The following is an 11,255-nucleotide window of genomic DNA, read 5'->3' as shown; positions in this document are numbered from 1 at the left end:
GGCCGCGCTCGCGGCGCTGGTCGTGGCGACGGGCGTGGCGGCCGCACACGGAGGCGCTGTCCGCGGGGCCGCGCGCGAGTCGCTCGCTGTCCCCACCTGGCTGTTCCTGCTCACCGGCGGGGGCGTCGTCGGCGCGTCGTTCCTGCTGGCGAGCTTCGTCACCGACCGGCTGTTCATCGCGAGCATCCACGCGTGGCGCCGGGCGCTCCCCGCACCCTCGCGTCTCCTCTCCCGGGTGGGCCAGGTGGTCGGCGTCGTCTCCCTCGTCGCCGTCGTCGTCCTCGGCTTCGTCGGGCCGGACACCCCGACACGGAACCTCGCCATCCTCGTCGTCTGGGTCGGCTGGTGGGGCGCGTACGTCGCCTCGACGTACCTCGTGGGCAACACGTGGCCGAGCGTCAACCCGTTCCGGACCGTCGCCTCGGTGCTCCCGTCGCTCGACCGGCCGTACCCCGAGCGCCTCGGCACGTGGCCGAGTGTCGCCGGGTTGCTCGCCCTGGTGTGGCTCGAGGTCACCTCGCCGCTCGCGGAGGACCCGCGCCTGCTGGCGACTGTCGTGGTCGCCTACACCGTCGTCACGCTCGCCGGCTGTGTCGTCTTCTCCCCCGACCGGTGGTTCTCGACCGCCGACCCCGTCTCGCGGGCGCTCGCGTACTACGGACGCGTCGCCCCCGTCGAACGCACCGACGGGGGCCTGCGCCTCCGACTGCCCGGGTCGGCCCTCTCGGAGACGCGACTCGTCACCGGACGCGACGAGGTGGCGTTCGTCGTCGCCATCCTGTTCGTGACGACCTACGACGGCCTCATCGCAACCGGCCTCTGGGCGGACGTCGCCCGCGCCGTCGTCGGGGTCGGACTCCCCCCGCTCGCGGTCTACCTCGGCGCGTACCTGGTCGGGTTCGGGGTGTTCCTCCTCGCGTACCGCCTCGCGACTGCCGCCGCCAGACGGACCTCCGACACCTACCTCACCCGGACGGAACTCGCCCGACGGTTCGCCCCCGCCCTGCTGCCCATCGCGGCCGGCTACCACCTCGCGCACAACCTCGGCACCGTCCTCACGCTCGCGCCGACGTTCCTCGAGGTGGTCGCCGCGCCGCTGTCGCCGCCGGCGAACCCCACCGTCCTCGTCGTCCCGAACTGGTTCACCGCGCTCGACCTCGGGTTCGTCCTCCTGGGCCACCTCGTCGCCGTCTGGGTCGCCCACGCCACCGCGTACGACCTCTTCCCGAGTCGACTCCAGGCCGTCCGGAGCCAGTACGGCGTCACCGCGGTCATGATCGCGTACACGATGGTGAGCCTCTGGGTCGTCGCCGAACCGTTCGTCGCCCCCCCGTTCCTCTCCGCGTGAGTGAGACAGATGTCACCGAACACCCCACCCCCGTCGTCCGATGCGGACTCGCCCGTCGAACCGAGCACCGACTCGTCCGCGCCGGCCACCGTCGGCGGTGCGCAACGGACCGACGTCGAGACGGCCGTCCCCGACGGCGCGCCGACACACCGCTGCGACTACTGTGAGCGACCGTTCGCCCGGGAGTCGTACCTCACGCTCCACCACGGACTCGCCCACGACGGCGTCCTGACGGACGAGGAGCGCGAGGCGTTCGAGGCGGCCTACGCGGAGGAGCGAGCGTCGCTGCGGCGGTTCCGCATCGTCGCGCTCGGTCTCCTGGTGCTCCTGTACTTCGGCTTCCTCTTCGTCTTCGCCGTGGTGACGTGAGACGGACGGCTCTCGCCAGGAAAAGGTTGATACAGCGTGCTGTCGAAGCGTTCCGGACGTTCAGATGGTAGACGACTCCCCTCCCGACGTGCGTGAGCGACTGCTCTCGCTGTTCGAGGAGTCGTCCGTGCCGTACACCGTGTCCGAGGTGGTCGACCGCCTCGACGTCGACCGGTCCGTGGCCGCTTCGTTCCTCTCGCGCCTCGTCGACCAGGGCCGACTGGAGACGAAGGTCGTCGGTGCGGACACCCCCGTCTGGTGGGCCCCGTCGCCGGACACCGCCGGCACGGAACGGTCGACTCCGGTCCCCACGCTCGACGACGCACTCGGGGGCGTCGACGCCGGTGTCGTCGTCTTCGACGAGCGCCTCCGGTTCAGCTATCTCAATGACGCCGCCGGGACGTTTCTCAGCCTCCCTCCGTCGTCCGTCGTCGGACGGGACGCCCGGGACGTGGATACACTCAGCGGGGGGCTCGTCGACGCGCTCGAGTCGGCGCTCGCCGGCGACGGCAGGGTCGTCCGCGAGTCGCGGCCCGTCGGTGACCTGGAGGCCGGCTGGGTCGAGTACGACGTCTCACCGTCGCCGGCGGGCGTGACGATGGTCGTCGACGACGTCTCGGAGCAGCGCCGTCTCGAACGGGAGCTCCGGACCGAGACGGAGCAGTTCCGGACCGCGCTCCAGAACTCTCCGCTCGTCGCGTTCAGGCTGGACACCGACCTCCGGTACACGTGGATCGGTAACTCCCACGAGGACTTCGACGAGAGCGCGGTCCTCGGGAAGCGCGACGACGACTTGCTCCCGCCGGAGGCCGCCGAGGTCGTCATGACCCCCAAGCGGACGGTCCTCGAGACCGGCGAGGGGGTCCGCGAGGAGGTGACGTACGACGTCCCCAGCGGGGAGGTGACGTACGACCTGACGGTCGAACCTCTCAGAGACGAGACGGGCACCCTCGTCGGCCTCACCGCCGCGGCGCTCGACGTCACCGAGCAGAAACAGCACGAGCGGCAGCTTCGCGAGCAGAACGAGCGGCTCGACCGACTCACCGAGGTGCTGTCGCACGACCTTCGCGGCCCGCTCAGCGTCGCGACGGGTCGACTCCGGCTGTTCGGCATGGACTCGAACCCCCAACACCTCGACGCCGCCCGCCGGGCACACGAGCGCATGTCGGCGCTCATCGACGACGTCCTCACCGCGCCCGACTCACACGAGGCGGCCGACGAGACGACCACCGTCTCGCTCGCTCGCGCCGCGCAGGAGGCCTGGGACCACGTCGAAACCGCGGACGCGGCGCTGTGCGTCGACGTCGACGCCGACCACACGGTCGAGGCCAACGAGAGCAAACTCCACCAGCTGTTCGAGAACCTCTTCCGGAACTCGGTCGAACATGGTTCGACAGACCCCCACTCGCAGGCTCGTGAGGACAGCGTGGAGCACGGGTCGCCGGACGCAGAGCGCGACACCGGCGTGACCGTCCGCGTCGGCCCGCTCGCGGATCCCGACGGCTTCTTCGTGGCGGACGACGGCCGTGGGTTCTCGCTGGTGCCCGCTGCGGGGGACGTCTTCGACGACGGCTACTCGACGAGCGAAGGAGGGACGGGACTCGGTCTCGGTATCGTCCGCGACGTCGCGATGGCGCACGGCTGGACGGTCAGGGCAGTCGACGCCGCCGAGGGCGGTGCGCGCTTCGAGTTCCGGCTCGACGCGGACGCGGCCGACCCGGACTGACCCGCGGGCACGGCCACGAGTTCGGGGTCGTCCTCAGTCGGCGCTGGTCCGGGCGACGTGGTACGGCTGGCGGTAGATGAGCTCTTTCAGCTCGGCGAGCGACTCCCTGCCGGCGTTGCTCGTCATCGCGCCGACGACGGCGAACACCTCCTGTCTGGAGATCTTCACGCCGGTCGAGGAGACGGCGTCCTCGGGACGGGAGAGCAGTTCGCGGAGGGTACCCACGGCGAGGAGGAACGGGATGGCCCACGCCGCGAGCGTGTTGCCGTCGGTGAGCGGGACCGTCTCGAGGTACGTCTGCGCGTCGTCGAGGTAGCCCGTGGCGTGGTCGGCGGTGCGCTCGACCACCGCGGCGGTCCCCGGGGCGTTGTCCGGTTCGAGGACGGCGTCCTGCGGGATTCCCTCCTCTTCGAGCCACTCCGCGGGGAGGTAGACGTTGTTCTCCTCCTCGTAGTCGTCGCGGACGTCCTTCGCGATGTTCACGAGTTGGAGGAGGAGGCCGAACTCCTCGGCCGTCTCGTACAGTTTCGCGCGGCGCTCGGACGCGATGTCGCCGCGGGTGACGAGGTTCGTGATGAGGTTGCCCACCGTGCCGGCGGCGTAGTAGCAGTACTCCTCGAGTTCCTCGCGGGACTGGATGCGGAGGCCGCCCTTCTCGGCGTAGCGTTCGACGAACATCGCCATGCCCTGCACGAGTTCGCGCGCGGGCGGCGTGACCGCCTCCCGGACGTCGTGCGGCAGCCCCTCGAAGGTGTCGACCACTCGCGGGGCCTGCGCGACGACGCTCCAGTCGTCCGAGCGGGTCTCCTCGGGCGGGAGGTACGGTTCGACGTTCTCGACGAACGCCTCGATGGTGGTGTCGTCGTCGGGGTCGAGCGCCGCGTCGTAGAGGCGGAGGAGGCGAGCCTGCTCTTCGGGTGGGATGTCGTCGGCGTCCTCTACGGTGTCGGCGATACGACAGACGAGATAGCCGACACAGATGTACGACGCCATTGGCTCTTCGAGGACGTCGACGGTCAGGGCGAACGTACGCGAGACGCCCTGGACCGCCTCGTGACACCACTCCAGGTCGGCGTCGACTCCCGGCGGACGGTCTACGTGTCTAGACATTCGAGATAGCGGGATGTAGGCATGGGGGCATAAAAAGTTCGTTGGACATCGGTCGACGCGTCTCGGTGGCCGGCACGCCCTGGCGTCGAGACGGCGTCGCCGTGAGCGTCGAGTCACCCCTCGCCCGCGCCAACATTCAAGCCACAGAGCTTCGAAGCCCGGACATGGACTTCGCTCTCACTACCGAGCAACGACAGATCCGAGACATGGTCGCGGAGTTCGTCGACGAGGAGATCGTGCCGCGCGCCGCGGAGATCGACGAGACCGACGAGTTCCCGTGGGACCTGATGAACGAGATGGCCGAACTCGGCCTCATGGGGATGCCATTCCCCGAGGAGTACGGCGGTGCCGGCCTCGACTACCACTCGTACGCCATCGGGCTCGAGGAGATATCGCGCGGGAGCGGCGGCCTGGGGACGGTCGTCGCCGCACACACCTCGCTCGCGGGGAACATGCTCTACGAGTTCGGGAGCGAGGCACAGAAGACGGCGTACCTCGAACCGCTGAACCTCGGCGACGAAATCGGCGCGTTCGCGCTCTCGGAGGCCGGTGCCGGCTCCGACGTGCCCGCGATGGAGACGGTCGCCCGGAAGGAGGGCGACGAGTACGTCGTCGACGGCTCGAAGCTGTGGATTTCGAACGGGTCGGTCGCCGACACGGTGACGGTGTTCGCCAAGACCGACGAGGAGGCGGGGAGCCGGGGCATCTCCTCGTTCGTGGTCCGCCCGAAGGAGGACGCGGGCTTCCACGTCGAGGGCACCGAGCACAAACTCGGCGACAAGGGCTGTCCCACGGCGGAACTGCGGTTCGACGACATGCGCATCCCCGCGGACCGTCTCATCGGCGAGGAGGGCGAGGGGTTCGTCCAGGCGCTGAAGACGCTCAACGGCGGTCGCATCACCATCGCGGCGCGCGGCGTCGGCATCGCTCGCGCGGCACTCGACGAGGCGAAGCAGTACGCGAACGACCGCGAGCAGTTCGGCCAGCCCATCGGCGAGTTCCAGTCCATCAAGCACAAGCTCGCGGACATGGACACGAAGGTGCAGGCGGCGAAGCTCCTGATGCACCAGGCCGCGGACCGGAAGATTCGCGGCGAGTCGTACATCAAGGAGGCCGCGCAGGCGAAACTGTACGCGTCGGAGGTGTCGAGAGAGGTGGCGAACGAGGCCATCCAGATTCACGGCGGCTACGGCTACACGAAGGACTTCCCCGTCGAGCGGTTCTACCGCGACGCGAAGCTCAACGAGATCTACGAGGGCACCTCGGAGATTCTCCGGAACACCATCGGCGACCAGGTGCTGGACTCCTGAACGGCCTCCCCATCCCCGTCCCCGTCGTCGTGGACGGGCGAGCGGTCACTCGCAGGCGTAGGGGTTCTCCCGCGTCTGCGGAGGGTACTGCACGCGGATGTACGGGGGTTCTTCGACGTACTCCACGAGCGACGTCGTTCCGACGAACCCACACGGTGACTTCGCGAGCGTGACGTACTGGAGGCCGCCGTCCTCCATGCGGACGTCGAGCACCTGGTCGGCGGCGTCCCGGTAGAAGGCGCCGATACGGTCGCCGACGGTGTCGGGGTTCGACACGTGCAGCAGCGTGTCGTCGTCCTCGACCAGCTGTGCCTCCTCGAAGTAGCGAACCTGCCGGGCCTCGTCGTCGCCGAACGCGTGGGTCACGGCGTCGGCGTTGACGACGTGGAACCGGTCGCGGTCGGTCCGGTTGTCGAGGTCGGAGATGAGGTCGGTCAGTTCGGCCCCGCTGTCGGGTGAGCCGTAGACGTTCGGCACGGACTGGTCCCACGCGCCGATGAGGTCGATGACGAAGAGGCGGTCCTCGGCGAGGAGCTCGTCGAGCGCGAGGCCGTGACCCTCCAAGAGCGACTCGACGCGCGACTGCCGGAGCGAAATCGTCGGCAGGAGCGTCACCGTGTGGTCCGTCTCGAACGCGTGCGAGAGCAGGACCGAGAAGAGCGCTCCGAGGTTCGCCCGGCCGTCGTGCTGGAGGAGCACGCCCGCACCACGGACGAGGCCGCCGCCGCAGAGCGCGTCGAGGCCGGGGATGCCGACGGGGGTGTGACGGTGGTCTTTGAGCGCCGGCGGCTGTGACCGCCGGAACGGGCCGACGCGGACCCCCTCCGGTGTGATCTCCATCTCCATCGTCCGGTGGTCGTGGTCGACCCCGCGCATCTTCGTCACCTCGAGGAACCGGTGGGTGTCCGAGCGGACCGACCGCCGCGACAGTTCGACGACGCCGTGGCTGGTGAAGCGGAGGAGGTCGCTCCCGGTGAGCGAGTCGCTCCCATGCGCCTCGGCGGTGAGCAGCGCCGTCGCCTCGGCGTCGTCACAGAAGAAGCGGATGAGGTCCAGGACGGTCCGGCGGTAGCGGTTCTCGTCGCTGGAGATGGCCGACAGGCCGGAGGTGCTGTCGAAGACAACGCGGTCACAGGGGACGTACCGCTCGAGATACTGGCGTATGTACTCGCCGGTGAACGGGGCGTCGAACCCCGGGCCGAGCACCTCCTGCTCGTCGAGCGACTGGAGGGTGAGTTCCTCTTCCCCCTCGACGGTCCGCCCCGGCGTGGCGTGGATGGAGACGAACGTGAGTCGGTCGTGGTCGACGTCGAAGTCGAACGGCGCGAACGCGTCCCGGCACTCCTCGAGCGTCTGCTCGGTGCTGACGTAGAGACAGTCCTCGTCGGCGTCGAGCCCCGTCTGCAGGAACTGCATGGCGAGGGTGCTCTTGCCGGTCCCGGGACCACCGGTGACGAGCACCGCACGGCTCTCGGGGACGCCACCCCCCAGCATCTCGTCGAGGACTGGATCGCCCAGCGCGACTCTCGGTTCTGACTGTGGCATACGTGAGGCCACCGCCGGTGAACATATAACTCTACGTCCGCCGGCCACGGGCGTCTCGACGAACCCGGGCACGCGAGCGCCCCGTGGAACCGACAGGTTTGGGTAGAGCGAGGCCAAGCCACGGGCATGAGTGGCACTACCGCGGACGAGAACGGCGTGACCGCCCGGTACTACGAGACGGACACGGAGCGCGTGCTCGAGTTCGACGGCGACGGCCGGACCGCGGCCATCGCCCAGAATCGCGAGGGGTACGCGATGCTGAAGGTCAGACCGACCGCGGACGGCGACGAACTCGAACGCTACTACGGGTTCGACATGGCGCTCGACCACGCCGGCGAACTCCTCGGTGTCGACCCCCGGTCGCTCCCGGTCCCCGACGACGCCGCGGACATGGGGATGTGACGACGAGCGGGCACCGAGCCGGCGTCAGAGCCCGTCGCGCCAGTAGAAGACCGGTCCCAGGACGAGGTAGCCGAGCGCCAAGAAGAGCAGCGCGAACGCGAACCCGCGGCCGTACCACCCGGGGGCGACGATGGCGGCGAACTGGACGACGCCCATCACGAGCGCGTCCTGTGCATGGAGGTCGGGGTAGGTAATCGTGGTCACCATCAGCGCGGCCAGCACGAACGTGAGCGCGACCAGCGTCGTGGGCGCGGCGAACCCCGCGAGGACGCTCGCGGCGACGAGCGTCGCGGCCAGCGTCGTCTGGACCCCCTTCGTTTCGCTCGCGTCGGTGTCGTACGCCGTGTAGAGACCCAGTCGCACCACCGCCATCACGACGAAGCCGGCGGCCACGGCGAGGCCGACGCCGACACGCACCGGCGCTCCGCCCCACGCCTCGCGGACGACGACGGCGACGAGCAGCGCCGGGGCGACGCCGAACGAGGCGACGTCGGCCAGCGAGTCGAGGTAGGGGCCCGCGGCCGTCGACCCGACCTTGCGGGCGACGACGCCGTCGATGGCGTCGGCGATGGCCGCGAGCAGGATGAGTCGCGCCGCGAGCGTGGCGTCGACCGTCGCCGCGACTGCCGCGAGGAATCCCAGCCCGGCGTTCCCGACAGTCACGGCGTCCGCGAGCCCGAGTCGGCCGACGAACCGCGGCTTCATACCTCTCGCGTGAACGAGGGCGGTTTTACGTCTTTACATCCGCTCTCGCCACGCCGTCGGTGCTTCTCCCGGCTCGTCGTCGCCCGGCTGCCGGCCCGTGACGCCGGGGGCAGAACCACGCGACATTTACGCGCTCGGTCCTCAGGTTCGGGTATGAGCCGTCTCACCGACGCGACGTCGCGGCGGCGGTTACTCGGCGCCCTCGGTGCGGTCGGCGTCTCGTCGCTCGCTGGCTGTACCGCGCTCGTCACCGGCGGCGGTGGCGGGGAGTTCGACGTCGGCATGACCGCGGCCGCGTTCACCCCGCCCCAGCTCACGGTGCAGGTCGGCGAGGAGGTCGTCTGGCACAACACCAGCGCCCGCGGACACACCGTCACGGCGTACGAGAACGCCATCCCCGAGGAGGCCGACTACTTCGCCAGCGGCGGCTTCGACAGCGAGTCGACAGCGCGCGACGCCTGGCGGGAGCGCCTGGGGGGGAAAATCGACTCCGGCGAGTCCTTCCGGTACACGTTCGAGGTCCCCGGCCGGTACGACTACGTCTGTCTGCCCCACGAACCGGGCGGGATGGTCGGGTCGGTCGTCGTCGAGGAGTAGTTCCGCGACCCTCTCTCGGATAACCTAGCCTGATATGTACGGCTGGCAGTTGATACATCCGCGTCCAGCCCGTCGGCGACGCTCCGTCACGCTCGCTTCGGCGTCCCACGCGTCGCGGCGAAAAACTCGGTGTCGTGTTCGCGTCCGCTTCAGGCCTCGTCGGCGTCGGCGGCCACCTCGTCGGCCACCTCGTCGGCGTCGACGTCGACGGCGGCTTCCTCTTCGGCCTCGACCTCTGCGGGACGGGCTTCGAGGGTGAGCTTCTGGACCTCCACCCGCCGGAGCGGGTAGATGGTCTTCGCCTCGCCGTAGATGGCCGAGGAGAGACGCCCCTCGACGACGCTGTCGACGAGCTGTTCGTACGTCCGCTCGCGTGCGGCTTCCTCGACGATGTCGATCATGACGCGTCGGATGGCCTGCTCCTGGCTGCGGTCGGCCTTCTTCGTGGTGAAGGCGGCCGGCTGCAGCTGGACGCGGTAGTCGTCCGTCGTCAGGACGGTGATGTTGGCGTCGACCTTCGACGCGCCGCGGCGCACGAGGCTCCGCAGGTAGTCGCGGGTGAGTTCGTGCTTGACGAACTCGGTGTAGGCCGTGTCGGAGGCCACCTCCGTAATCTTGAACGTGAGCTTGGTGTTGTTGGCGCCGGAGTCGCCGGTGATCTCACCGAGCGTCACGTCGATGGTTCGTCCCTCTACCTTCTCCGGTTCGTCGGCGAAGGTGGTGCCGAGTTCCTCGCGGTCGAACTGTTCGGGGGCGAGGATGGTGTACCAGCGCTTGCCGCGCTTCTGTCTCGAAACTGATCGTTCACTCATGGGTGTCGTGTGTCGTGTCTGTGTGGTCGGCAGTCTGTGCTATCGATGCGTTCGCCGTCGTGTCCGTCTCTCCCGCCGTCGCGGCTCCCTCGCCGGCGACGAGTCGGTCGGCCACCGTGAGGTTCACCACGTAGTCGTCGACCGACGAGTGGAGGCCGCCGGTGGTGTCGCGTTCGATGGTCGTCGCCACCGTCGCCCCGTCTGCGCGTGTCGCCATCGACTCGGTGTTGTCCGGTTCGACGGCGGCGGCGACGAGGGCGGCGTGTTCGGGGGTGGCGTGCGTCGTCCGCACGGTCGCTCGTCTCACGACAGCGCCCCCCTTGCCGTTGCCTCGAACGCTTCCGCCTCGGCTTCGAACCGGGCGTCCGCCTCGCGGGCCGCCCCGTCGACGTCGCCGGTCTCGACCGTAGTCGAGAGCGCGCGCGCCACGTCGACGGTGTCGTCGTGGGTCGCTGCCGCCGCGACTCCGTCACCGACGACGAGCACTGTCGGCTCCGGCGACCGGAAGTCGCGAGCCAGTCGCGCGACCGTTCGGAGTCGACCGGCGGCCCGTCGGCGTGCGGTCTCGTCGTCGCCGGCACCGGCCGCGGCGGCCGGCCGGACGACGAAGACGCCACCGTACCGTGCGGTCTCGGACTCACGGAGGCTCGCGTGGACGTATCCGGCGTGTGCGCGCCACGCCTCCAGCGCGGCCGTCCGCGCGTCGTGGCCCAGCGCGAGCGCGACGCCCGTCCCGGGATCCTCGCGGGCGACTGCGGAGAGCACGTCGCCGTACCCCTCGACCGTCGCGAACGGCGCGCGCTCGCCGAGTCTGAGCGGGTTGAGCGCGCGGGCGATGGCCTCGGCGGCACGCGGCGTCGCGCCGGGTGCAGTCGTCGTCTCGACTGCGACGAGCGAGGCGATTCGTCGGTGGGCGTCCGTGTCGAGTTCGGCGGGGAGGTCCCACTCCGCGAGCGTCGCGCCCGCGGCGTCGGCCCCGCCGGAGACGGGCCCGTGGAAGAGCGTCGTGTGTCCGAGGCCGTCGGCGAGGTCCGCGACCGGGAGACCGACGCCGGGTGAGCGGTCGAGGCCCGCCCGGTCGACGAGCGTCGACGCCGCCGGGTCCGCTTCCCCGGCCGCGACGCCAGCGAGCGCCAGCGCCGGGTCCGGCTCCGTCCCGAGCGCTCGAGCGACCTCGAACGCCACCGCTGGCGTCCGTTCGGGGTCGGCGAGCGTCAGGTCCGCGGGCCCGGCCGAGCCGACCCGCAGGGTGAGTCCGTCGTCTGCCACCGCGTACGCGGCGGCGCGGCGGACACGCACCTGGAACGGGACGCCACGCTCACGCAGGGCGC

The 11,255-nt window shown here is 70.1% G+C and carries 12 protein-coding genes; 6 read left to right on the top strand and 6 right to left on the bottom strand.

From position 1 onward, the window contains the following. The 3 genes from ACESK5_RS17420 to ACESK5_RS17410 form a co-directional block, all read left to right on the top strand. Nucleotides 1-1,348, top strand: a 1,348-nt coding sequence (locus ACESK5_RS17420) for a hypothetical protein (RefSeq protein ID WP_372912850.1), incomplete at its 5' end; no start/stop codon positions are given. Nucleotides 1,349-1,357: 9 nt separating this feature from the next. Then, on the top strand, nt 1,358-1,717 hold the full coding sequence (locus ACESK5_RS17415; protein ID WP_372912849.1) for a C2H2-type zinc finger protein: 360 nt from the start codon (nt 1,358-1,360) through the stop codon (nt 1,715-1,717). A 64-nt stretch (nt 1,718-1,781) separates the two neighbouring features. Beyond that, on the top strand, nt 1,782-3,443 hold the full coding sequence (locus tag ACESK5_RS17410; RefSeq protein WP_372912848.1) for a PAS domain-containing sensor histidine kinase: 1,662 nt from the start codon (nt 1,782-1,784) through the stop codon (nt 3,441-3,443). A 33-nt stretch (nt 3,444-3,476) separates the two neighbouring features. Here the strand turns inward: ACESK5_RS17410 and ACESK5_RS17405 are convergent, their stop codons facing one another. Further along, nucleotides 3,477-4,553 (bottom strand): phytoene/squalene synthase family protein, encoded by a 1,077-nt coding sequence (locus tag ACESK5_RS17405; protein WP_372912847.1) that lies wholly within the window; start codon nt 4,551-4,553, stop codon nt 3,477-3,479. Between the two features lie 164 nt (nt 4,554-4,717). Here ACESK5_RS17405 and ACESK5_RS17400 point away from each other — a divergent pair, with 164 nt between their 5' ends. After that, nucleotides 4,718-5,863, top strand: coding sequence for an acyl-CoA dehydrogenase (locus tag ACESK5_RS17400; RefSeq protein ID WP_372912846.1), 1,146 nt, complete (start codon nt 4,718-4,720; stop codon nt 5,861-5,863). Between the two features lie 45 nt (nt 5,864-5,908). On the opposite strand, the gene ACESK5_RS17395 is transcribed toward ACESK5_RS17400, so the two are convergent. Continuing rightward, nucleotides 5,909-7,408 carry an ATPase domain-containing protein gene (locus ACESK5_RS17395; RefSeq protein WP_372912845.1) on the bottom strand — a complete coding sequence of 500 codons (1,500 nt, stop codon included), beginning with the start codon at nt 7,406-7,408 and terminating at the stop codon, nt 5,909-5,911. A 126-nt stretch (nt 7,409-7,534) separates the two neighbouring features. On the opposite strand from ACESK5_RS17395, the gene ACESK5_RS17390 reads away from it, so the two are divergent. Further along, on the top strand, nt 7,535-7,810 hold the full coding sequence (locus tag ACESK5_RS17390; RefSeq protein WP_372912844.1) for a hypothetical protein: 276 nt from the start codon (nt 7,535-7,537) through the stop codon (nt 7,808-7,810). A 24-nt stretch (nt 7,811-7,834) separates the two neighbouring features. On the opposite strand, the gene ACESK5_RS17385 is transcribed toward ACESK5_RS17390, so the two are convergent. After that, on the bottom strand, nt 7,835-8,515 hold the full coding sequence (locus ACESK5_RS17385) for a protein sorting system archaetidylserine synthase (RefSeq protein WP_372912843.1): 681 nt from the start codon (nt 8,513-8,515) through the stop codon (nt 7,835-7,837). A gap of 153 nt (nt 8,516-8,668) precedes the next feature. Between ACESK5_RS17385 and ACESK5_RS17380 the strand changes: the two genes are divergently transcribed. After that, nucleotides 8,669-9,112, top strand: coding sequence for a plastocyanin/azurin family copper-binding protein (locus ACESK5_RS17380; RefSeq protein ID WP_372912842.1), 444 nt, complete (start codon nt 8,669-8,671; stop codon nt 9,110-9,112). Between the two features lie 149 nt (nt 9,113-9,261). Here the strand turns inward: ACESK5_RS17380 and ACESK5_RS17375 are convergent, their stop codons facing one another. From ACESK5_RS17375 to ACESK5_RS17365, 3 genes are all read right to left on the bottom strand, one after another. After that, nucleotides 9,262-9,924: a 30S ribosomal protein S3ae gene (locus ACESK5_RS17375; RefSeq protein WP_372912841.1), complete on the bottom strand. Its 663-nt coding sequence runs from the start codon at nt 9,922-9,924 to the stop codon at nt 9,262-9,264. After that, entirely contained in the window at nt 9,917-10,231 is a 315-nt protein-coding gene (locus tag ACESK5_RS17370) for a KEOPS complex subunit Pcc1 (RefSeq protein ID WP_372912840.1), read from the bottom strand. Before ACESK5_RS17370 ends, ACESK5_RS17375 begins: the two co-directional genes overlap by 8 nt. Then, a partial coding sequence (locus ACESK5_RS17365) for a hypothetical protein (protein ID WP_372912839.1) occupies nt 10,228-11,255 on the bottom strand: 1,028 nt, incomplete at its 5' end. The genes ACESK5_RS17370 and ACESK5_RS17365, both read right to left, overlap by 4 nt.

This window comes from Salinigranum sp. (assembly GCF_041641895.1).
Classification (GTDB): domain Archaea; phylum Halobacteriota; class Halobacteria; order Halobacteriales; family Haloferacaceae; genus Salinigranum.
Note: the sequence above shows the minus strand (reverse complement) of the source record. Positions and strands in the feature narration are given on the sequence as shown.

Excerpts from the sequence above, each read along its gene's own strand:
- ACESK5_RS17415 (WP_372912849.1), top strand. The coding sequence starts at position 1,358 with ATGTCACCGAACACCCCACCCCCGTCGTCCGATGCGGACTCGCCCGTC.
- ACESK5_RS17410 (WP_372912848.1), top strand. The coding sequence starts at position 1,782 with ATGGTAGACGACTCCCCTCCCGACGTGCGTGAGCGACTGCTCTCGCTG.
- ACESK5_RS17405 (WP_372912847.1), bottom strand. The coding sequence starts at position 4,553 with ATGTCTAGACACGTAGACCGTCCGCCGGGAGTCGACGCCGACCTGGAG.
- ACESK5_RS17400 (WP_372912846.1), top strand. The coding sequence starts at position 4,718 with ATGGACTTCGCTCTCACTACCGAGCAACGACAGATCCGAGACATGGTC.
- ACESK5_RS17395 (WP_372912845.1), bottom strand. The coding sequence starts at position 7,408 with ATGCCACAGTCAGAACCGAGAGTCGCGCTGGGCGATCCAGTCCTCGAC.
- ACESK5_RS17390 (WP_372912844.1), top strand. The coding sequence starts at position 7,535 with ATGAGTGGCACTACCGCGGACGAGAACGGCGTGACCGCCCGGTACTAC.
- ACESK5_RS17385 (WP_372912843.1), bottom strand. The coding sequence starts at position 8,515 with ATGAAGCCGCGGTTCGTCGGCCGACTCGGGCTCGCGGACGCCGTGACT.
- ACESK5_RS17380 (WP_372912842.1), top strand. The coding sequence starts at position 8,669 with ATGAGCCGTCTCACCGACGCGACGTCGCGGCGGCGGTTACTCGGCGCC.
- ACESK5_RS17375 (WP_372912841.1), bottom strand. The coding sequence starts at position 9,924 with ATGAGTGAACGATCAGTTTCGAGACAGAAGCGCGGCAAGCGCTGGTAC.